Genomic DNA, 21,034 nt, shown 5'->3' on the forward strand with positions numbered 1-21,034 from the left:
CCTCCTATCTTGAAAGTTCTAATTTAGCGGGAGTTCCCCACCTGTAAGGGTGGGGGTGAGAGCAAGGACTCGCTTTTGCGAGTCGGGCTCTGCCCGAAGCCAATGATACCCCCGCTGTAAGGCGGGGGAGATTCATTTTATGCAGGCGAGAACGAATCGCGCCTGGCTTACGCTGGAATATCTCAGCCAAAGCGTTAACGCTTTTTCCCGCACGGTATTGTTTCTTTAATTGTTCATCCGCTTCCTTGGTCCATTTAGCGTATGCCTTGAGATATTTATTGCGTATTTGCGCCACGCTATACTTCTTAGGTGGCTCTTCTTTCCGGACCGGGTCCGGAGCCCTTTTCGGCCTGCTTAAATCAGTGGCCAGCATATCCTCAAGGTCAAGCAGGAGCCTTCTTTTCATAATTATATGTTCTTTATAGCATACTCTTGACTAGCCGTATAGCCAAAAATAAACTATATGCGGACAGAATAAGAAGAATGCCCAAAACACTTATCCCTAAAGAATATTGAATTATTAACGGCGTCAAAGCCAATGAAAGCAGAGTAATCCCAACTAGTATTAAAGTAAATATAACAAAACTAATAATCTTTCCCTTAATATTCTTTTCATCTGTAAAAGAATTTTCTATACAAGGAATTACTTTTTGCATGGCGGTAATCCATCCTCCACCTGTATTTTTTGACATAACATCCTTTGCAGAATCAACGATTTGCTGAGGAGTGTAAGTGCAAACAGTTTTATTAACATAAAATCCAAGAGCTTCTCTCATAGAATCTGTTAATCGTTCTCTTTCATTTGAAATATATTGTAACTTAAATATTCCAACCATCCCTAATAAAGACACTAACGCAATAAATCCTTGGGCAATTGTGCTTGATAGCCAAAAAAGATGGTTATCATTCACTGTCATCAATTGCGGGTAAAACCTATTTAACGCCACTGTCAACAATATTAATAACCCAATAATAAAATATTTCATTTAGACCTCTTTCTATACGACTTACGTACAAAAGCTACCCAGCTCAGTTGTCGGAGTTATCAATCAACGTTTCAGAAATTCAGCGTAAACCGACCAAACTGCCCGAATGAGCCGTTCAGCCCTACGGAGACAATCATTCAGGCCTGTGGTCTCAATCCTCAAGACCTGCGGAGACAGCCGTTCAGGCCTGCGGAGATAGTCATTCATACCTGCGGTCTTGGCCGTTAAGGCCTCCGGAGACAGCCCTTAAAGGGCGCGGAGCCAGTCCTTAATGCCTGCGGAGACGGCGTTTAATACCTGCGCCGAGAACCGTCCAGACCGCACCTGTCAGCCCTTAACACCCCCGTTCTGAACCGTTCAAACCTGCGGAACCAGGGGTATCTGGGGATGGGGGATACCCCCTGGCCCAGACCGGGATACCCCCGTATCCGGGTAAATGAGGTAAAAACGAGGGTTGCAACCCCTCTTTATTTTACCTGTTTTGCTTCCTCCTTTTTGGCTTGGGGCCCCCAGCCGATGGTTGCCCCAATTCTATTGTACAATTGATTATATAAATCCGCCTCATCTTTCCAGTCAATATGTTTATACTGTCGGGTATCAAAGTGAGCATCTTTCATACAATCCTGACGACAGGTATATATAACCGGAATATCCAATCCTTGAGCAAATCCGGCCTCAAAATAAACCCCGCCTCTTTGCCCAGTAAAATCTGCTACCAGAAATCTGCTTCTTTTTATTTCGGCGATGATTTCATCGTCTATCTTGCCCAGAAATTCCTTTTTGTCTATCCTTCTGGGCTCATAACCGGCATCTGTTATTGCCTTTTGGAAACCATTTTTATAGACATTATCCATAGATGAATCAAACCACATAGCCACGAATCCCTGGCGGGATTCTGGATTGACCTTATCCAATTCATAAATACGGTCAAACCCCTTGGCGGTTATGTATATTGTTCTTCTGGAACCTTGTCGCGTGGTTTCTCTCGTATAATCCAGTTCTTTTAAGGCCTCTAATACTGCCGTAAATTCTTGCATATTAACAGCATAAAAAATAGCTGGCAATTCATAATCAACAATAATTGGCTGTCCGAAATGCATGGAAAGTTTCCCCAGGTTTTGTAAAGCCCGATTTAATTTCTTATCAACACGTTTAGGAAACTGGTCTAATATCTCGTCAATGGTAATGAACGGAATGCCGTTGAAATCATTCTGGGAGGGCTTCTTATCGGTTAATGCGAGAGGGCTTTTTTCCGTTAGATAGCGTGACATAAGATAAGAAGCAATGCGTGTTTTATCTTCTGGAGATATCGCTCCAAGCGAAATCTTAAATACGTCGCTCGCTAAATATTTTCCGCAACTATCACACTGATATACATAAACAGCCGTATCTGGCCATCTACGAGTTTCTTTAGTTTGCTGATTACAAAACAGGCAGTTTGTGCTCATTATAAAAACTCCTTATTTCATATTTTTTAGTCGCCAGAGCAGGTTGGGATGTTTCAGGATATCAGACGTATATTTATATGTTCCAAAGAGCAGTTTGGGTTTAACCTGTTTCTTATAAAACCCATCTATAAACACTTTTTCATCTTTGTTAAATATCAGGATTGACTTGATGAATTGGTTGACGATTTTAATTGCCGTATCAAATTTGAGTTTCTCCGCCTCGCGAAGCAGCGGACGAACCATTTGTTCAAAGCCACGCTTGTTAATATCTGCGCCTTTGAATTTAATCAGTTTCCTGAAGTGTTCTTCTTCCGTACATCCGGTCCAAACCACGAGTTTCCTTAAAAGGTCTTTATCATACAGGACTATATTTTGCGCTATTTTATAAACATCATAAAAATCTCTTGGTTGCTGGCGATTCAGGAAGGTAACTATCTTGCTGGCAAGCAGTTCCTCCAAAACCAAGGTATAAACATTGAACTTAGGTATTACTTCAAATAGCTCGGTTTTGAAGGGCAGGCTTTTCTTCTCTAATATCGGTAGGCGGTCAAGCCAATTAATATCTGTCTTAACTTCCGCATTGCTACCCCAAAGGTTTGGATATTTAAGAATAAATTGATGGGAGGCGTGACCTCTATCCCTTCCTATAGATTTATATCCTAATCCGGATACTAAATCATGGATTTCCTTAAGTAAAGCCGGTTTCTGCGCTTCCATTGCTTCTTTTTCCAACGCGCCAATAAAATCCAAGTCAATATCAACCGAGAGACGCGGAATATCTGAATGAATGAAGTTTAATGCCGTGCCGCCCCGGAGCAGGAATTTATCCCTTAAAACAGGCGATTCGGTTATCCGTTTAAGCAGGACGGTCAGGCGCCAGACCTTTTCCAGATTGTCTTTTGCAAAGCCGGTCTGGGCCGACTTTTTCTCAAGATACTTTTTGTCTGGTTGCATATTGGTATTTGTTAACAAGGTATTCCGGGACAATCAGATTCCATTCTTTAATTTGTTCGCCTGTCCCGCGGGCAAGCTTGGGCGGCCAGTAATATTTCGCCCGGCTGATGTGTTTCTTTATATTATCGAACACCTCTGGCTCCACCTTCCAGTTAGTTTCAAACAACCTAAGTAAAAACCCGGTCTTGGCATAAAGCGCTTTTTCATTAAACCGAGCGAGATATTCAATTAATCGCTGTATATCTATAAAAGCGCCTTCTGCGGGAGATACAATGTTTTTGCCCACATTAGATAGCACATATTGTAGGAGGTCGTTAAATTCTTTATAATTCAAAATCGTTTCGGCCAACGTTACTTGTGTCCCCTGGCCGTCGGAAGAATTATAAATGGGGCCCGCTGAAAGGATAAGCGGCAAAATACGTTTTATCCGTTGCGGGTCTTCGCTTAAGTCGTTAGCAATAACAATATAACTATGCTGTTGTTCGGGATTCTCTTTGTATTTCACTCTAAGATATTGATATATCTTTTCCGCTACCTTAATATCTTGTTGGGCTTCGGGCAACGGGCAATAAAACAGTCCTACTAAAGACAGCTCATAGCCGTTTCTTCCTGGCTTGATAATTCCGCTGTTGACCAAATGGTTAATGTCTGGGATTCTGGTCTCCCAATCAGCCCGGAATTTATTAACCGTTGGTGCTTCATTCTGGTTAATGGTATGTTTGTATATGACGGCTAATAAATCTGTGCCGCGTAACCCTTCCAAGGAGCGAATAAGTTCGTCCACACCGCCGGCCAGGTCCGGCTGGCGTAGGCAATCCAGAATAGTGCGCTCTATATCCGTTACATTAATAACCTGTCCTTCGCGAATAAGGGTTGTGGCGCCAAATAGGTCTTTCGTGAATCGCCATTTGTATTCTATTCCTTGATGAGCAAACGAGACAAACCGGTGCGGAGAGGAAATATAGACCCGGTTAAAAACCGACTGACCGATGCCGTGTAATTCCAAGGCCGAATAATAAGAAATTGCATACGGTTCCGAGACCCGGCTGGCCACCAGGAATTTATCCGGCTGATAGTCCTTTCCGACAAACTCTATCGGCACCAGCGCATAAAGCCCCCGGCGAATCTTCTTAAGATAACCACCTTGATTTAATCTGGTCAATTCCTGGGCGGTTTGATATTTATCCTCTGTGACGGATAAAGCATCATTGGTAGTTATTATTGCCTTGTCTTTTAACTTCTCGTATAGGTTAGGATAAAGTTTTGGTGACATATAATATAGTTGTTAATAACGCATTTAATTATACATATAAACCACTCTTGGGTGCATTATAAACAACTGTTAGTTGTTTGTCAAGCATTTTATTATACATTATTTGATAAATTTACTGCATTAAGAACAACTGGATTCTTCAATATTTGAAAAAGTCAACATAGCTTATTAGTAGTACTAAACACCTCCGGCCATGTTTGGAAGGCGTTTTTTCCTAAAACACCATATTTTCTCATATAGTAAAATAGGCGTTTTAAGGAAAATAATGCCCTTATCGTGCTTATTGTCAACATAAAACAGGGGTTTTGTCAACATAATCCCGGTTTGTTGTCAACATAAACGGCTAAAGCCCCATTTTGGCAACCTTGCTTGCCAAAAAAGGCCTCGTTTGGCAAGCGTCCTTGCCAAAATCAGCTAAACATACCTCTAAATCAAGCAGGGTTGACTTGTAATACCAGAAGTTCACCTAAGTCAACCTGCCTTATCTTAGCAGGCACTTCTGTGTCGATCTGCTTGCACTGAGCGTAGCGAATGTGTGGTTCTACCTATTTTATCTGAATTCCCATTTTAGGTGTCACAAAACGCCCCTTGGCTGAATGAGAGGGTGAGAGAGGAGGACGTTAAAGGTCCTGTGCAGGCCGGCCGGCAGGGACCGATGACGGACTCCAACTTTCCTCCCTAACCCATGCGGGTGGGGAGAACCTCATTAACCTTAGGGCAAGGTAATCCCGCCATTCGGCGGGATGTAAGAGTTTGTAACTCGCTTCGCTCTAACAAACGCTAACAAAGGGGGTGATAAAATATGGCAACCAAAGTATCTGGTGTAAGGTTGGTAATACCCGAAACCAATCCTCCGGCTGACTATATGGCTGAACAGTGGCGCGATTCCCTGAAGAATAACGCTATGCGTATCAACCAGAAACGCCAGCAGGCGGTTCCGGACGAGGGTAAATTCCAGACCAAACTGGCTGCACCGTCAGGACTTGAATGGGCTAAGGTGATGGACCCGACTTACCGCTCCAAGAGCGAGTTGAGCGCGGATGACATCAGGACGGCCCAGATGAGAAACCTGATGGATGCCTTCAGCAAGTGGGAATTGGGTCTTGCCTACGCATTTGAGACCGTGGACGGCGTGGAAGCCAAACGGTTCAAGGATGCGGTTGACAATAAATCCGATTCCTGGGCTGACGGAGTAACCAGGAAGACGCTTCGTTTCACCGGCGACAAGGTCAGGGGCAGGGGCGCGGCACCTATCGCGGCCTACTGGCTGGCCGGTGACAAGCGGGTGGGCGAGATGCTTCGGGCTGGCGATACGGTTACTACAGGCGGACCAATCAACGTGGCTAAGGTCGGATTCAGGACATTCCTGAAGACCGGCTTGGTGCAGAGATTGATTCAGTCCGGAGTGGTGATTGTCCGTTCGGGTTATGACCCGGCCGTGATTGGCGCGCAGAATGGCTTTATCAACGAGTTCTTGAAAGGCGTTCAGGATGCGGCATTCGCGGAGTTCCAGCCGCTGCTTCTCCCGGACAAATCCTTCTGCCGTTATGAACTGACTGACGGGGTGCTTTACCTCAACATTCAGGTAGTAACGCCGTAGGATAAATGCGGAATGCGGAGTGTGGAGTTCGGAATTGTTTCGGGCTCCACCTCCGCTCCGCATAACCCATACAGGATAAACGAAAGAACGGACAAACCAAGAAACCGAGGAACATGTTCTCCCGTTCTTTAGTTCTTCAGTAAATATTGGAGATATTTTTATGTCAGACACATTAAAACCATTATCCGTAAAGACGGAACATCTGGCTACCAAATCAGTAACCAGCGAGAAGATTGCGGAGAAGGCCATAGAAAACAGGCACATCAAGGAAGGCACGGTCACGCCTGATAAGATGACATTTACGCCGGTAAGCCGGCCGATTTCGCCGCCGATTGATTCGGCCGAGATTAAAGACGGCGCGATTAAGACCGATGAGCTTGCCGGTAACGCAGTCACGGCTGATAAAATTGCGCCTAACGCCATCACTGCTGAGAAGATACTGAATGGTGCAGTTACCAGTGAAAAGATTCGTGACGGCGCCATTACCAAGGAAAAGATGGCTGACGGGATTATCGGAACAGCCGAGATAATTGACGGGTCAATCACTTCAGCCAAGTTAGCCGGCAATTCCGTAACCGCTGCGAAAATCGCATCTAACGCCGTAGGTTCTTCAGAGATTCAAAATGGCGCGGTGACACCGGCCAAGCTGTCGTTCTCGGTGCCGAGCCGACCGTTAACTCCGCCGGTTACTACAGCAGAAATCGGTGATGGACAAGTGACACAGGCCAAACTGGCACCCGGCGTAGGCGGCGGAGATACGCTAACTATGTTCCCAACGCCCCAGACCGCCCTGGACCAAGGCGGGATTATTGCCACGACCGTACCGGCCAGCGTTGACCTTTCCGCAATCATCCCGGTAGGCACCAAGGGCGTGATTGTCTCCATCGCCTGTATTACCCAGGGTTATACCGATGGCGGGATGATGGCATACATCTTCCGTCAGTTGGGCGCGGAATATGCCCTGCAAGTCGGGGCTCCGGCAATTAACGCTCCGGGGATTAGTAACGGTGGCTCAGTCCTGATGCCGGTGGCAGCTGATAGGACGTTGCTTTGGCAAGCTTATGTAGCTGGGAATAACTCAACGGAACTCGTAATTTATATCCTCGGATATATAATGTAGCCCCGGCAAAGACTGCCGGGGTCTAACTCACTGTAACGACCTTCGGTCTAACAGTGAGTAAGAGGTACGTGGTGTAGCAACCACAGATGACACAGATGGCTCAGATTAATCGGTGTCAGTACCCGGTGCGCCGCCTGCGGCGTACTGCCGACCAGTGCTTTGCACAGGGCAGTGAAATCTGTGGTGCAGAAACGAAAGCGCCCCCTGATTTTCATCAGGAGGCGCTTCTTGCTATAAGCTCTTTGCTCTACGCTATTCGTTAGACCACCCCCTGGTCCATCATTGAATCCGCCACCTTGACGAATCCGCCGATGTTAGCGCCGCTGACGTAATTGATGAACTTGCCTTCCGTGCCGTACTTGACGCAGGTGGCATGGATGTCCTTCATGATGTTGTGCAGTTTCTCGTCCACCTCTTCGCGGGTCCAGGACAGCCGGAGCGAGTTCTGTGACATTTCCAGGCCGCTGGTGGCTACGCCGCCGGCATTGGCCGCCTTGGCCGGTCCGTAGAGGATTTTGGCATCGAGATAGGCGTTGATGGCGTCGATGTTGCTGGGCATATTGGCGCCTTCGGCCACGCACATACAGCCGTTCTTGATGAGCAGTTTGGCTTCGTCGCCGTCAATCTCGTTCTGGGTGGCGCAGGGCAGCGCCACGTCGCACTTGATGCCCCAGGGCTTTTTGCCGGCCAGATACTTGGCGCCGAACTTGTCCGCGTATTCCTTGATTCGGCCCCGCTTGACGTTCTTCAACTCCATGACAAAGGCCAGTTTTTCCTTGGTCATGCCCTTTTCATCATAAACCGTGCCGTCTGAGTCGGACATGGATACGACCTTGCCGCCCATTTCCATGGCTTTTTCAGCCGCGTACTGGGAGACATTACCTGAGCCGGAGATGACCACGGTCTTGCCTTTGAGCGTTTCCTTGCGGGTCTTGAGCATCTCGTCCACGAAATAAAGCACGCCGTAGCCGGTGGCTTCCGGACGAATCAGCGAGCCGCCCCAGTTCCGGCCCTTGCCGGTTAAGACGCCGGTGAATTCGTTGCGCAGGCGCTTATACTGCCCGAACAGGAAGCCGATTTCCCGGCCGCCCACGCCGATGTCGCCGGCCGGAACATCAGTATCCGGGCCGATGTGGCGGAAGAGTTCGCTCATAAACGACTGGCAGAAGTGCATGACTTCGTTGTCCGACTTGCCCTTGGGGTCGAAATCCGAGCCGCCCTTGCCGCCGCCCATGGGCAGCGTGGTCAGTGAGTTTTTAAAGACCTGTTCAAATGCCAGGAATTTGAGGATGCCCAGGTTGACCGATGGGTGCAGGCGCAGGCCGCCCTTGTAGGGGCCGATGGCGCTGTTCATCTCAATCCTGAACCCGCGGTTGACCTGGACCTCGCCCTGGTCGTTAACCCAGGGTACCCGGAACATCATGACCCGTTCGGGCTCGACGATTCTTTCCAGAATCTTGGCTTTTTGGTATTTGGGGTTCTTTTCTATGAAGGGCATGATTGATGAGAGCACCTCATAGACCGCCTGGTGGAACTCTGTTTCCGAGGGGTTCTTGGCCTTGACCCTGTCCATAAATTGCGTTAGGTTGTTTCCGGCCATATTGGTATCCTTTCTGTTTTCCTTTCGGACCGATTTCTCCATTGTCTGCGGCATTTGCTGGTCCTTTCTATGGTTAAGTTATGATAGTTAGTATATTATTTCACGAGGTTGCGGTTCCCACAGGAACTAAGCGAAGCGTGAATCCGAGCATTCAGCCAGCGGCTGAAGCGCAGGTCAACCCGGTGGCTCATGGCGCTTTTGGCATACTTGTTTTCTCCGTCTAAAGGGACTGTTACTATAACACGGAAACCGGAAAAGTCAAGAAATAATTGGGGAAAATATTAACACGAATAAAACGAATAGCACCCCGAAAGCTTTCGGGGTGGGATTCGCCTTTATTCGCTGGACGCGGTCTCTTCGGAGTGTACCCGGAGCGCTGTCCCCGTTCCGTTCCGTCGGTACTCGCGACCAATTCCACGATTCACATCGTGGAACAGGGCAGCCACTGGCTGAATGCTCCCGACCATTGCTGCGCAAAGGGCGCTTAGTGCGTGTTAGAATGGATTAAATCCAGCTCGGCCGCGGCATCGGCGATGAATTGGCTGATGATTTCCTTAATGGGTTTGATATCCTTGACCAGTCCGACGCTCTGGCCGGCCATGAGCGAGCCGCGTTTGACGTCGCCATCCACCACGGCCTTTTTTAGGGCGCCCATCCAGAACCGTTCCACCTCAAACTGCGCTTCCTTGCGGGAGATGGCGCCGGCTTCCAGTTTCTTAATCAGTTCCATCTGGAGTTTTCCGAAGGCGATTGTGCCTTCGTTATACAGGGCCCGGACTGAGACCACCGGCAGGGCCGAATCAAACTGGGGCGTGGCCATGGCATCCCGGGCCTTGGCGCGCAGGAACGCCTCCTTGAATTCCGGATGCGCCTGGCATTCCGGCGACATGACGAACCGGGTGCCCATCTGGATGCCGGATGCGCCCATCAACAGCAGGTGGGCCATCATTTGGCCGGTGGCAATGCCGCCGGCCGCGAAGATAGGCAGCTGGTCCTTGAACTTGAAGAGCACCTCCTGCAAGAGGACAATCAGCGAGACCGGGCCGATATGGCCGCCGGATTCGCTGCCTTCGAGCATCAGGCCGTCCGTGCCGTATTTTATCATCCGTTCGGCGATGGAATCGGTCGAGGCAAAGCAGATGACCTTGGCGCCGGAGTCCTTGGCCTGCTGGATTTCCTCGGTGCGCGGGAAACTACCGGCAAAGATGATAAAGGGCGCCTTCTTGCGGCAGGCCAGCTCCAGGTGCGCCGGGTAGTTCGGGGCAATGGTGATGAGATTGACTCCAAATGGTTTCTTAGTTAGGGTGCGGGTGTCGTCAATATCCTTAGCCAGCAGTTCCGTGGGCATATTGCCGCCGGCCAGGACGCCGAAGGCGCCGGCATTGCAGACCGTGGCCACCAGGTGCGGGGTCGAGACCCAGGTCATGGCCCCGCAGATGATCGGATAGTCCACGCCCAGGAATTCCCGGCCCTTGCGCCATAATTGATTAATCCGCTTGGTATCTGTCATATGAACGGCATGATAGATTATTCGGCTGACGGATTCAAGAGAATTAACATTAAATTGTCAATACCATCTTTTATTGTCATTTCCGCGTAGGCGGGAATCCAGGTACGTGCGGATAATCTTGGATTCCTGCTTTCGCAGGAATGACACACGCGGGGCGGGAACGAAAAACAGGTAAGCGGGGTTCACCCCCACACCAATGTATTTCTCACATTAAGGCATTGGTGTGGGGGTAAACATCCGTACGGCCTGGGGAACGATTTCTATCTCAGCCGGCAGGTAGCCGCAGAAGTCGCCGTCCACCTGGAGGGCCACGGTTTCTTGGGAGGTGACAACTACTTTGTTTACCCGCTGATGCCCGGCTGAGGCGAGCGAACCATTGCCCAGAAAGGCCAGGGTGTAATAGAGCAGGATGCTCAAGGACGATTTACCGGTGAACCAGCAGGCGTCCAGCGCGCCGTCATTATGGATGGCTTGGTTGACCAGAACAAACGGCCCGCCGTAACTGCGGACATTGGCAACCTGGACAAACGAGGCGTTTTCTGCGAGCGGTTTGCCGTCTGCAAGGATGTTTATCCGGGGCGCCTGATAGGAAAAGAGATGCCGAAGGGCAATCGGGAAATAACTGAACAGGTGCGCCTGCAATCTGGAGCCATCCTTACGCGACAGGTGGTATTTTTGGGCTACCTGGGCGTCAAAGCCGATGCCGGTCATGGAGATAAAATAGCGTCTCAGGTTTTCCTTTGGCAGAGTGACACAACCCAGGTCCAGTTGGCGTGATAAGTTATTCCGAAACAGGTGGATGAATTGCCTGATATTTCGTTTTAACCCGAGTTCCTTGGCAATGACGTTCCCGGAACCGAAGGGAATAAATCCCAGGGTCGGTCTAGTATCCGTATTAAATTTGGTGTTTGATAAGAGCCCGTTGATGACCTCGTTAAGCGTGCCGTCCCCGCCCAGGCACAGGATGGACGTATTATCCTGATGTTCGGCGGCTATTCGTGTAGCGTCTCCGGCCTTTTGGGTGGGCGCTACCTGGCAGTCTATCTGCTCTTTAACCAGGGCGTCTTTGAGGCGTTCTAGGAAGCGCATGGACCGGCCGCTGCCGGAAATCGGGTTGACGATAATCTTGAGTCTCATAACCATGCTGATAATTTATCAGAAATATCTGGATTTGCAATAAATTGTATGTTATGAGTGGCGATATGAAGAAGTTGCGGGGCAAACAATCAGGCGAAAAGGATAAACCGGCGGCTGAAGCCGGCCAGCCGGTTATTATAGATGTGCCTAAGGGCAACCTGGTCTTGATTAAAGACCGCTGTAAGAGTTGCGGGTTCTGTATTGAATTCTGCCCCAAGAAGGTGCTGGAGTTTTCATCCGAAGCTAATGCCAAGGGATACCGGATACCCAGGGCCAAAGACCCGGACGCCTGCATCCTGTGCGGTTTTTGTTCGATGTATTGCCCGGACTTTGCGATTTACCAGACGAAGAACGATAAGACAGGGAAAAAGTAATAATATATTATGGGCGCACCAAACGAAACCGTTTTAGAAGGCAAGCATTTCATCAACGGCGCGACAGCCTGCGCCGAGGGCGCGATTGTGGCCGGCTGCCGGTTCTTTGCCGGATACCCAATTACCCCGGCCACCGAAGTGGCCGAGCGGATGTCCGAACGCCTGCCCCATCTGGGCGGTATTTATATCCAGATGGAGGACGAGATTGCCTCGATGGCCGCGATACTCGGAGCATCCTGGGGCGGGAAAAAGTCCATGACCGCCACCTCAGGTCCAGGCTTTTCGCTGATGATGGAAAATCTCGGGCTGGGCATTATGACCGAGACACCTTGTGTTGTAGTGAATATGCAGCGGGCCGGGCCGTCCACCGGACTGCCCACCTATGTCGGACAAGGGGATATGATGCAGGCGCGCTGGGGCTCGCACGGGGTTTATGAAATCATTGCCCTGGCGCCGTCTTCGCCCCAGGAAGCCCTGGACCTGACCATCATGGCTTTTAACCTGTCCGAGGAATTCCGGTTGCCGGTCCTGATAATGGGTGATGAGATAATCTCGCATATGGCCGAGCGGGTAATTATTCCGTCGCCTGATAAGGTCAGGATATATCCGCGCCGCGCGCCCAAGTCGCCGCCTGATGAATACCTGCCTTACCAGCCAAATAGCGATCTGGTGCCGGATATGGCCACGGCCGGCCAGGGTTATCATATCCAGACCACCGGCCTGACCCATAACGAGAAGGGCTATCCGGTCATGACCACCGAGGCGCACCAGAAACTGGTAAAACGGCTGGTTGATAAAATAATCCTTAACAAGGATAAAATCATCCGGGTGGAAGAAGAGAACACCGCCAATGCGGATGTAGTGGTTTGCAGTTACGGCAGTTCGGCCCGGATTGCCGAGTGGGCAATACGAGAAGCGCGCGCCAAGGGAATCAAGGTCGGCAAGTTGCGCCTGATTACGGTCTGGCCGTTCCCGGACGAGCAGGTCAGGGCCATGGCCAAGAAGATAAAGGCCTTTGTGGTGCCCGAGATAAACAACGGGCAGATTAGTTTAGAGGTGGAGCGCTGCGCCGGCGGCCAGGCCCGGGTCATCAGCGTGCCGCATATGGGCGGCGCCGCGCATAACCCGCAGGATATTCTTGACGCGATTATGAAGGCAGTGAAATAGAAATATGGTAAACCCCATTAGAAAGAACACGAATAGAGATAAAGACATGAATTGTCCGTTAAAATCTAATACAGAACTTTCTAACGGGGCAAGCGAGATTAATAAGCATCCGCTGGATAAATTTATCCGCCAGGACCGGATGCCCCATATCTGGTGTCCGGGTTGCGGGCTGGGCACGGTCTTCAACGGACTGCTCAATGCGATAATAAAATCCTCCGCCTCTGGCGAGACCTCGCCTGCGGGCGGGGGGATTGATCTGGATAAAATAGCCATTGTCTCCGGCATCGGCTGCACCGGCCGGATTGCCGGCTATGTCAAGTTCGACGGATTCCATACCACGCACGGCCGGGCCATCCCGTTTGCCACCGGACTAAAATTAGCCCGGCCGGACCTGAAGGTAATTGTGGTTTCCGGCGAGGGTGATCTGTTCTCGATCGGCGGCAATCATTTCATTCACGCCGGCCGGCGCAACGTGGACCTGACCGTAATCTGCGTCAATAACTCCAATTACGGCATGACCGGCGGCCAGTGCAGCGCCACCACGCCGGTCAAGGCCATTACCGCCACCACGCCTTTCGGTAATTTCGAGGCGCCATTTAGTTTGCCCCATATTGCCGCGGCCGTCGGCGCGGTCTATGTGGCCCGCTGGACCGCCTTCCACGTCCAGAAAATGCAGGCATCCATGGTCCGGGCCATCCGGAAAAAGGGATTCAGTTTCGTGGAAATAATGTCGCCCTGCCCGACCTATTACGCCCGGATGAATAAACTCGGCTCCGGCCTGGATATGATGAAATTTTACAAGGAAAATACCGTCATTCAAAAGGAGGTTCAGCTCAAGGATATCAGCATTGTCCGGGGCGGCAAGATCGTCATCGGGGATTTCGTGGACAGCGACCGGCCGACCTTTAACGACTTGGTAGATGAATTAACCTGCCGGTTTACCGGAGCCACGATGCATAAAGAAGAAAAACAAAAGCTCACGCATGAATAAAGAGTTGAGATTTACCGGTTTCGGCGGCCAGGGCATCATCCTGGCCGGTTACATTACCGGAAAGGCCGCGGCGATTTACGCCGACCTGCACGCCACACTGACCCAGAATTACGGGCCGGAATCGCGGGGCGGCGCATCCAGCGCCCAATTGATTATTTCGGATGAGCCGATTTTCTATCCCCATATTACCCGGCCGGATATCCTGGTGGCCATGTCGCAGGAGGGTTATGCCAAATACAAGGACGAGGTGAAGCCGGGCGGGATTATCCTCATTGACGAAGACCTGGTCAAGGATGCCAAACCGAGGACAGATGTTAAAACAGCCCAAGTACCGGCTACGCGCCTGGCCGAGCAATTAGGCAAGAAGATGGCGGCTAATATCGTGATGCTCGGCTTTGCAACCGGACAGACTAATATGTTGACCAGGAAGGTTATGGAAGAGGCCATCAAGACCTCGGTTCCGCCGGCCAGCAGCGAACTCAATATACAGGCCTTTGATGCAGGATTTAAGTATAAAGGTTAATATATGAGAGAAATCAAGACCGAAAGCATCGTGGCGGCCCTTAAGAAAATGTGCCTGGAAGCCAACTGCATCATATCGGACGAGGTGCTCGGGCTGCTCAGGAAATCCATGCAACTGGAGGAATCCCCGACCGGAAAGGAGATTATCCAGCAGATACTGGAAAATGACAAGATTGCCAAAGACAAGATGGTGCCTATCTGCCAGGATACCGGCACAGCCGTGGTCTTTGTGGAAATCGGACAGGATGCCCATGTTACCGGCGGGTATCTTTATGACGCCATCAACGAAGGTGTGCGCCAGGGATACAAGGAGGGTTATTTGCGCAAGTCCATCGTATCCGATCCGCTGAACCGCAAGAATACCAACGACAATACACCGGCTGTAATTCATCCGGATATCGTGCCCGGAGACAAACTCAAGATATGGCTTCTGCCCAAAGGCGGCGGCAGTGAGAATATGAGCGCGCTTAAGATGTTGCCGCCTTCAGCGGGTTTAGACGGCGTGAAGAAATTCATCCTGGAAGCCGTGAAGAATGCCGGGGCCAATCCCTGTCCGCCCATTATTGTCGGGGTGGGCATCGGCGGCAACTTTGACGGCGTGGCAGTCCTGGCCAAGCGGGCGCACTTAAGGCCGGCCGGTACGCCCAACCCTAATCCGTTTTATGCAAAGTTAGAGCAGAACCTGCTCAGTGAAATAAATGATTTGGGTATCGGTCCGCAGGGCTTAGGCGGCCGATGCACAGCCCTGGCCGTGCACATTGAATACGGGCCGGCGCATATCACGGCCCTGCCCGTGGCGGTCAATATCAATTGCCACGCAGCCCGGTTGCGCGAGGTAATTCTGTAATTGTCCGATTAAGATGAAACTAAACCTGAAAAAATACGTTACTGATGCGTTGGCCAAAGGAGCCCGGGATGCCATTATTATCAACGCCAGGGACATCGTGCTTGACCCGCGTACCATGTTAAAGTGCCGGTTCGGCTGCACCGGCTGGGGCCATAACTGGACCTGTCCTTCAGCGCCCGGCGCGGTGACGGTCTGGGAATTCACCCAGATTATCAAGCATTATAAAAAGGCGCTGCTTATTCACACCAGCGACAAACGCCTGGCCCAGGATATATCCTTTGCCACAGAACAGAAGGCCTATGCGGACGGTGCCTATTTCGCCTTCAGCTTGTCCGATTGCGCGGTATGTTCGGAATGCCGGTATCCCAAGCCCTGCCGGGCAGCCAAAAAAGCCCGGCCGGCCATGCAGGCCTTAGGCATTGACGTGTTCTCAACCGTCCGCAAGCAAGGGCTGGTTCTGAAAACGCTCAAGAATAAAGACGAACAGCAGAACTGGTATAGCTTGGTGCTGATAGATTAATACCGCCGGCCGGGTTCGTTAATGAATCTATTTTTCTTCCCTTAAGTATTTTCTTGACCCCATTCGGCGGGTTTGGTATTATCTGCCAATAATTTGTTAAGTAAGCGGTTTTAATCCTCGCCTCTAATCGCGTCAATCTAATGAGTAAAAAGATATATCTGGCCTTTTTGTGGCACCACCACCAGCCCTACTATCGCATCGCCAGCGGCAGTTCGGCATTCCAGATGCCCTGGGTGCGCCTGCACGGCATCAAGGATTATTACGGCATGGCCGCGCTGATTGAACAGTTCCCCAAAATCAAATCCAACATTAATCTGGTGCCCTCGCTTTTAAAACAGATAAAGGAATACTTAGCCGGCGATACGGACCGGTTGCTGTCCTTAAGCCAGAAGCCGGCCGCGGAGTTGAATCCGGAAGACAGACAGTATATCCTGGAGAACATATTCCTAGCCCATCCGCAGAATATGATCGGCGCCTGCCCGCGCTATAAAGAATTATACACACTCTACCAAACGGCGCGCCAGAAGTCCGTGGCTGAAAAACAGCCGGCGACCGGAACCATCGACAATCTTTTAACCGGCAGCCCGCAAAACGGACAGGCCGTCAAGAAACTCATCAAGAACCTGACAGACCAGGATTTTACGGACCTGCTGGTCTGCAGTTCGTTGGTCTGGTTTCACCCGCTGATAATGGAGCGCGACAAGGAATTGCAGGCCCTCCGGGCCAAAGGGCGCAATTATACCGAGGATGACAAGAAGCTAATGGTCCAAAAACAGATGCACTATTTATCCGAGATTATCCCGCTACATAAAAAACTGCAGGACGGCGGGCAGATAGAAATCACTACCACGCCGTTTTACCATCCGATTCTGCCGTTATTGTGCAACATGAATTCGGCCCTGCAGGCCATGCCCAATGCGGCCCTGCCGGCCGTGGACCAGCAGGCGCTGTTGGTGGACGGGTACTGGCAGGTGGCCGAGGCTATGAGATTCTACCGGGAACATTTCGGCACCGAGGCCGGGGGCATCTGGCCGGCCGAAGGTTCGGTGGCGCCGTCCATGATGCCGCTGCTGGCGGAACAGGGCGTCCGGTATTTCGCCAGCGATGAGGAAATCCTGGCCCATACCCTGGGCAAGTCATCGGACCATTTCTCGGGCTTCCTGAACGATTTATACCAGCCGTATAAAACCCGGAATATGGCGGTGATATTCCGGGACCAGTATCTTTCCAACCTGATCGGATTTCAATACCAGCGCTGGAAGGCGTCTGATGCGGTGGACCACCTGATAAACGAGATAAAAGCCGGAGCCAGCCGGGTGCACCAGGAAGCGCCGCTGGTCAGCATCATCCTGGATGGTGAAAATCCCTGGGAATATTATCCCAATAATGGCATCGAGTTCCTGAAACTCCTGTACGAGCGGCTGAGCAACGATACCGAGATAGAAACCGTGCGCATCAGCGATTATCTTGAGAAACATCCGCCGGTCCGGGAACTGGATACCATCTACGCCGGCTCGTGGATAAACCATAATTTTTCCATCTGGGTCGGCCATAACGAGGACCGTCAGGCCTGGGAATACCTGGCCAAGACCAGACAGGCGGTTAAGGAACAGGCCGCCAAGGGCGTGGAACAGGCGGTGATTGACCGGGCCATGGAGAGTATTTATATTGCCGAGGGCAGCGATTGGTTCTGGTGGTTCGGGCACGAGCATTCCTCGGCCCTGGATGACCAGTTTGACTTATTATTCCGGAAACACCTGATGAATGTCTACCAGATTCTGGGTTTGAACGTGCCGGAATACCTGCACCACCAAATAAAGGAACGCCGGCAGAAGGAGTTGCACACCCTGCCCTGGGGATTGCTTGATATCAAGCTGGACGGCAAGCGGAGCGATTATTTCGAGTGGCTGGCGGCCGGGCAGTTTGATATGACCAGCGAAGTCAGCGCGGCTATGGACCATTCAGCCGATGCCGGACGGATAATCTCGCGCATCTATTTCGGGTTTGACAGGCATAATCTTTGTTTGCGGATAGACCCCCCGGCCAATGGCTCGAAAACATTCCCGGACGGAATATATTTTGTGCTAAACTTCTTGAAGCCGATCAAGCGAAAAGTTATCATCCGTGATATCAAGACTAATCCGCGATTCAATATTCTGGACGAGAATAATACCGTAATAAAAGAATCGCTGGATACGGTGGCCATCAGCGAAATAGCCGAGATTCTCTGTCCGCTCGACGCGCTGGGATTCAAGCCGGGCGAGGCGGTGGAATTCTTTGTGGAGGCGTATGCTGTTTTGGGCGGAGGAAACAAGCCCTGTGATTGCTCGCTGGACCGCCTGATAGTCCGGCATCCGGACAGCCTGCCGATAAAACTGGCCGCGCCGGCTGATGACCTGGCCCATATTGACTGGATTGCGTAATTAAGCATAGCGCTGAGAGCATAATATTTATGGTTTGTTCGATGCGATATGTCCTGAGCTGAAATATATGTCAGAATTAAGAAAAGACCCGATATTAGGCCGCTGGGTGATTGTGGCCTCGGAGCGGGCCAAGCGACCGGTTGATTTCAAGCCGGACCCGGTTGGGCCGCCCAAGCCCGCGGCTTCCTGCCCGTTCTGCGAGGGCAACGAGAAAATAACCCCGCCCGAGATATACGCCATCCGGAAACCATTTTCCGCGCCGAATGGCAAGGACTGGCTGGTCCGGGTGGTGCCCAATAAATTCCCGGCTCTGGCCATTGAGGGCAATATCGACAAGCGGGGCAAGGGCCTGTACGATTATATGCGCGGCATCGGGGCGCACGAGGTGATTATCGAAACCCCCCAGCACGCGGCCTCGTTTACGCCGCTGCCCGAGGAGCAAATTCAGCATATTTTCCAGACCTACCAGGCCCGGATGTCGGATTTAAAAAAGGACGATCGTTTTGCCTACGGACTGATTTTCAAGAATGTCGGCGACCGGGCCGGCGCGTCCCTGGAACATACCCATTCGCAGCTGGTGGTGACGCCGATTATTCCGATTCGCATCCAGCAGGAGATGAAGGGCTCGGAAAACTTTTACCACTACCGGGGCCGCTGTATCTTCTGCGACATCATCCACCAGGAGATAGAGGATGACGAGCGGGTGGTGATTAATGACGAGCATTTTATCGCGGTGGAGCCCTTTGCCTCGCGCTTCCCGTTCGAGACCTGGATACTGCCCAAACAGCATCTGACCCATTACGAGATGATACCGCCGCACCTGATACCATCACTGGCCTCCATCGCTAAGAGGGTATTTCAGAAACTGGAAAAGGCGTTGAATAATCCGGCCTACAATATGCTGGTGCACACCACGCCGTTCACCATGGATGAGACCGAATACTACCACTGGCACATCGAAATCATTCCCCGGATAACCCGGGTGGCCGGCTTTGAATGGGGCACGGGATTCTATATCAATTCGGTTCCGCCTGAAGACGCCACGAAATACCTCAAGGAGATCAGTATTTAATGACTAAAATGAATGTCTGCCAGGTGGCTTCAGAGATGGTGCCGTTTGCCAAAACCGGCGGACTGGCTGACGTGCTGGGCGCCCTGACGCCCCAGCTGAAGAAATCCAAGGTCAACGTTACGGCCTTCCTGCCCCTCTATAAACAGGTCAAGACGAACACTCCGAATCTTATTTCCACCGGGTTAACGGTCAAGGTTAAGGTGGGCGAGAATCTGGAGTCCGGGGCGATATGGAAGACGCAATTACAGGGCGTGGATGTCTATTTCATCCAGCGCGACGAGTATTACCGGCGCGAGTATCTCTACGGCACGCCGGACGGCGACTATAAGGATAACGCCGAGCGATTCATATTCTTCTCCCGAGCCGTGCTCGAGGCGATAAAACTGCTTAATCTCCGGCCCGATGTCATCCACTGCCACGACTGGCAGAGCGCGCTGATTCCGGTTTACCTTAAAACGATTTACAGGAAAGACCCGCAGCTGGCCGGCGTAAAAACCCTGCTCACGGTTCACAATCTGGCTTATCAGGGATTATTCTGGCATTGGGATATGAAACTGATCGGGCTGGGTTGGGAATATTTTAACTATAAACAGCTGGAATTCTACGGCCAGGTAAATTTCCTGAAGGGCGGCCTGGTCTTTGCGGATATGCTGTCCACGGTCAGCCCGCGTTATGCCAGAGAAATTCAGACACCGGTGTTCGGCGAGCGCCTGGACGGGGTGTTGCGCGAACGGGCCGGCGACCTGCACGGCATCATCAATGGTGTGGATTATGACCAGTGGAGCCCAGCCAAGGATAAATTCATCCCGGTAAAATACACCGAGAAGAAACTGGCCGATAAGATTAAGAACAAGCAGGCGCTCCGGAAAAAGTGCCACCTGCCGGTAACCGACGCGCCGATAATCGGAATGATCGGACGCCTGGCCTCCCAAAAAGGGTTTGATCTGGTGTCTGAGGCGTTTGAAGATATAATAAAGGCCGGCGCTCAGGTTATTTTGCTGGGCACCGGCGAGGAGAAATACCACCAGCTGTTCCGGGATACAGCCAAGAAATACTCGACACAGGTATCAGCCCATATCGCCTTTGACAATTCACTGGCGCACCTGATAACGGCCGGAGCGGATATGTTTCTGATGCCGTCCAGATACGAGCCCTGCGGCCTGAACCAGTTATACGCCCTGAAATACGGCACGATTCCAATTGTCCACGAAACCGGCGGCCTGGCCGACAGCATCCATAACTATACGCCGGCAGGCCTGAAAGCCGGAACCGCCACCGGATTTTCATTCAAGAACTATTCCGCCCAAGAAATGCTGGTCTGCATAAAATCAGCCCTGGCGCTTTACGGAGACGGCCCGGCCTGGAAGCAGCTGATGAAAAACGCCATGCAGCAGGATTTTTCATGGGAACACAGCGGTCGGGAATATATTGCGCTGTATAAGAAATTGATTAAATAAATACCCCCTCACCATCCCCCCTCCCCTTGGGGG

The 21,034-nt window shown here is 51.2% G+C and carries 19 protein-coding genes; 11 read left to right on the top strand and 8 right to left on the bottom strand.

Features of this window, described 5'->3' with window-relative positions; genetic code table 11:
* Positions 1 to 4 precede the first annotated feature (4 nt).
* The 5 genes from HZA49_03600 to HZA49_03620 all read right to left on the bottom strand — a co-directional run bounded on the left by HZA49_03600 (position 5) and on the right by HZA49_03620 (position 4,661).
* Positions 5 to 406: a hypothetical protein gene (locus tag HZA49_03600; protein MBI5778524.1), complete on the bottom strand. Its 402-nt coding sequence runs from the start codon at positions 404 to 406 to the stop codon at positions 5 to 7.
* A gap of 13 nt (positions 407 to 419) precedes the next feature.
* Complete coding sequence (locus HZA49_03605; GenBank protein MBI5778525.1) at positions 420 to 986, bottom strand: hypothetical protein; 567 nt, start codon at positions 984 to 986, stop codon at positions 420 to 422.
* Between the two features lie 467 nt (positions 987 to 1,453).
* The gene (locus tag HZA49_03610; GenBank protein MBI5778526.1) at positions 1,454 to 2,434 is read right to left on the bottom strand and encodes a hypothetical protein; all 981 of its coding nucleotides are present in this window, start codon (positions 2,432 to 2,434) and stop codon (positions 1,454 to 1,456) included.
* 12 nt (positions 2,435 to 2,446) lie between these two features.
* Complete coding sequence (locus HZA49_03615) at positions 2,447 to 3,388, bottom strand: nucleotidyl transferase AbiEii/AbiGii toxin family protein (protein ID MBI5778527.1); 942 nt, start codon at positions 3,386 to 3,388, stop codon at positions 2,447 to 2,449.
* Positions 3,363 to 4,661 carry a hypothetical protein gene (locus HZA49_03620; protein MBI5778528.1) on the bottom strand — a complete coding sequence of 433 codons (1,299 nt, stop codon included), beginning with the start codon at positions 4,659 to 4,661 and terminating at the stop codon, positions 3,363 to 3,365. The genes HZA49_03615 and HZA49_03620 overlap by 26 nt, the downstream gene beginning before the upstream one ends.
* A gap of 802 nt (positions 4,662 to 5,463) precedes the next feature.
* Here HZA49_03620 and HZA49_03625 point away from each other — a divergent pair.
* Both HZA49_03625 and HZA49_03630 read left to right on the top strand, forming a co-directional pair.
* Positions 5,464 to 6,261, top strand: a complete 798-nt coding sequence (locus tag HZA49_03625) for a hypothetical protein (protein MBI5778529.1) — start codon at positions 5,464 to 5,466, stop codon at positions 6,259 to 6,261.
* Positions 6,262 to 6,421: 160 nt separating this feature from the next.
* Complete coding sequence (locus HZA49_03630; protein MBI5778530.1) at positions 6,422 to 7,381, top strand: hypothetical protein; 960 nt, start codon at positions 6,422 to 6,424, stop codon at positions 7,379 to 7,381.
* A 259-nt stretch (positions 7,382 to 7,640) separates the two neighbouring features.
* Here HZA49_03630 and gdhA read toward each other — a convergent pair whose 3' ends face one another.
* The 3 genes from gdhA to HZA49_03645 form a co-directional block, all read right to left on the bottom strand.
* Complete coding sequence (gdhA, locus tag HZA49_03635; protein MBI5778531.1) at positions 7,641 to 8,981, bottom strand: NADP-specific glutamate dehydrogenase; 1,341 nt, start codon at positions 8,979 to 8,981, stop codon at positions 7,641 to 7,643.
* Between the two features lie 484 nt (positions 8,982 to 9,465).
* Positions 9,466 to 10,491, bottom strand: coding sequence for a nitronate monooxygenase (locus tag HZA49_03640; GenBank protein ID MBI5778532.1), 1,026 nt, complete (start codon positions 10,489 to 10,491; stop codon positions 9,466 to 9,468).
* Between the two features lie 210 nt (positions 10,492 to 10,701).
* Complete coding sequence (locus tag HZA49_03645) at positions 10,702 to 11,628, bottom strand: diacylglycerol kinase family lipid kinase (GenBank protein ID MBI5778533.1); 927 nt, start codon at positions 11,626 to 11,628, stop codon at positions 10,702 to 10,704.
* 65 nt (positions 11,629 to 11,693) lie between these two features.
* Here HZA49_03645 and HZA49_03650 point away from each other — a divergent pair, with 65 nt between their 5' ends.
* The 9 genes from HZA49_03650 to glgA all read left to right on the top strand — a co-directional run bounded on the left by HZA49_03650 (position 11,694) and on the right by glgA (position 21,001).
* Positions 11,694 to 12,002, top strand: coding sequence for a 4Fe-4S binding protein (locus tag HZA49_03650; GenBank protein ID MBI5778534.1), 309 nt, complete (start codon positions 11,694 to 11,696; stop codon positions 12,000 to 12,002).
* 9 nt (positions 12,003 to 12,011) lie between these two features.
* The gene (locus tag HZA49_03655) at positions 12,012 to 13,169 is read left to right on the top strand and encodes a 2-oxoacid:acceptor oxidoreductase subunit alpha (protein MBI5778535.1); all 1,158 of its coding nucleotides are present in this window, start codon (positions 12,012 to 12,014) and stop codon (positions 13,167 to 13,169) included.
* 46 nt (positions 13,170 to 13,215) lie between these two features.
* On the top strand, positions 13,216 to 14,160 hold the full coding sequence (locus HZA49_03660; protein ID MBI5778536.1) for a 2-oxoacid:ferredoxin oxidoreductase subunit beta: 945 nt from the start codon (positions 13,216 to 13,218) through the stop codon (positions 14,158 to 14,160).
* A complete protein-coding gene (locus tag HZA49_03665) occupies positions 14,153 to 14,683 on the top strand; it encodes a 2-oxoacid:acceptor oxidoreductase family protein (protein MBI5778537.1) in 531 nt (176 codons plus the stop codon). Before HZA49_03660 ends, HZA49_03665 begins: the two co-directional genes overlap by 8 nt.
* A gap of 3 nt (positions 14,684 to 14,686) precedes the next feature.
* Positions 14,687 to 15,529 (top strand): fumarate hydratase, encoded by an 843-nt coding sequence (locus tag HZA49_03670; protein ID MBI5778538.1) that lies wholly within the window; start codon positions 14,687 to 14,689, stop codon positions 15,527 to 15,529.
* Between the two features lie 13 nt (positions 15,530 to 15,542).
* On the top strand, positions 15,543 to 16,049 hold the full coding sequence (locus tag HZA49_03675) for a DUF2284 domain-containing protein (protein MBI5778539.1): 507 nt from the start codon (positions 15,543 to 15,545) through the stop codon (positions 16,047 to 16,049).
* 140 nt (positions 16,050 to 16,189) lie between these two features.
* The gene (locus tag HZA49_03680; protein MBI5778540.1) at positions 16,190 to 18,472 is read left to right on the top strand and encodes a hypothetical protein; all 2,283 of its coding nucleotides are present in this window, start codon (positions 16,190 to 16,192) and stop codon (positions 18,470 to 18,472) included.
* Positions 18,473 to 18,539: 67 nt separating this feature from the next.
* Entirely contained in the window at positions 18,540 to 19,544 is a 1,005-nt protein-coding gene (gene galT, locus HZA49_03685; protein MBI5778541.1) for a galactose-1-phosphate uridylyltransferase, read from the top strand.
* Positions 19,544 to 21,001 carry a glycogen synthase GlgA gene (gene glgA / locus HZA49_03690; protein MBI5778542.1) on the top strand — a complete coding sequence of 486 codons (1,458 nt, stop codon included), beginning with the start codon at positions 19,544 to 19,546 and terminating at the stop codon, positions 20,999 to 21,001. The genes galT and glgA overlap by 1 nt, the downstream gene beginning before the upstream one ends.
* The last annotated feature ends 33 nt before the right edge of the window (positions 21,002 to 21,034 follow it).

It is taken from the genome of Planctomycetota bacterium (genome assembly GCA_016235865.1).
GTDB lineage: Bacteria > Planctomycetota > MHYJ01 > JACQXL01 > JACQXL01 > JACRIK01.

What these genes read in the sequence shown, in the direction of transcription:
- HZA49_03600 (MBI5778524.1), bottom strand. Translation starts at nt 406, where the DNA reads ATGAAAAGAAGGCTCCTGCTTGACCTTGAGGATATGCTGGCCACTGAT.
- HZA49_03605 (MBI5778525.1), bottom strand. Translation starts at nt 986, where the DNA reads ATGAAATATTTTATTATTGGGTTATTAATATTGTTGACAGTGGCGTTA.
- HZA49_03610 (MBI5778526.1), bottom strand. Translation starts at nt 2,434, where the DNA reads ATGAGCACAAACTGCCTGTTTTGTAATCAGCAAACTAAAGAAACTCGT.
- HZA49_03615 (MBI5778527.1), bottom strand. Translation starts at nt 3,388, where the DNA reads ATGCAACCAGACAAAAAGTATCTTGAGAAAAAGTCGGCCCAGACCGGC.
- HZA49_03620 (MBI5778528.1), bottom strand. Translation starts at nt 4,661, where the DNA reads ATGTCACCAAAACTTTATCCTAACCTATACGAGAAGTTAAAAGACAAG.
- HZA49_03625 (MBI5778529.1), top strand. Translation starts at nt 5,464, where the DNA reads ATGGCAACCAAAGTATCTGGTGTAAGGTTGGTAATACCCGAAACCAAT.
- HZA49_03630 (MBI5778530.1), top strand. Translation starts at nt 6,422, where the DNA reads ATGTCAGACACATTAAAACCATTATCCGTAAAGACGGAACATCTGGCT.
- gdhA (MBI5778531.1), bottom strand. Translation starts at nt 8,981, where the DNA reads ATGGCCGGAAACAACCTAACGCAATTTATGGACAGGGTCAAGGCCAAG.
- HZA49_03640 (MBI5778532.1), bottom strand. Translation starts at nt 10,491, where the DNA reads ATGACAGATACCAAGCGGATTAATCAATTATGGCGCAAGGGCCGGGAA.
- HZA49_03645 (MBI5778533.1), bottom strand. Translation starts at nt 11,628, where the DNA reads ATGAGACTCAAGATTATCGTCAACCCGATTTCCGGCAGCGGCCGGTCC.
- HZA49_03650 (MBI5778534.1), top strand. Translation starts at nt 11,694, where the DNA reads ATGAAGAAGTTGCGGGGCAAACAATCAGGCGAAAAGGATAAACCGGCG.
- HZA49_03655 (MBI5778535.1), top strand. Translation starts at nt 12,012, where the DNA reads ATGGGCGCACCAAACGAAACCGTTTTAGAAGGCAAGCATTTCATCAAC.
- HZA49_03660 (MBI5778536.1), top strand. Translation starts at nt 13,216, where the DNA reads ATGAATTGTCCGTTAAAATCTAATACAGAACTTTCTAACGGGGCAAGC.
- HZA49_03665 (MBI5778537.1), top strand. Translation starts at nt 14,153, where the DNA reads ATGAATAAAGAGTTGAGATTTACCGGTTTCGGCGGCCAGGGCATCATC.
- HZA49_03670 (MBI5778538.1), top strand. Translation starts at nt 14,687, where the DNA reads ATGAGAGAAATCAAGACCGAAAGCATCGTGGCGGCCCTTAAGAAAATG.
- HZA49_03675 (MBI5778539.1), top strand. Translation starts at nt 15,543, where the DNA reads ATGAAACTAAACCTGAAAAAATACGTTACTGATGCGTTGGCCAAAGGA.
- HZA49_03680 (MBI5778540.1), top strand. Translation starts at nt 16,190, where the DNA reads ATGAGTAAAAAGATATATCTGGCCTTTTTGTGGCACCACCACCAGCCC.
- galT (MBI5778541.1), top strand. Translation starts at nt 18,540, where the DNA reads ATGTCAGAATTAAGAAAAGACCCGATATTAGGCCGCTGGGTGATTGTG.
- glgA (MBI5778542.1), top strand. Translation starts at nt 19,544, where the DNA reads ATGACTAAAATGAATGTCTGCCAGGTGGCTTCAGAGATGGTGCCGTTT.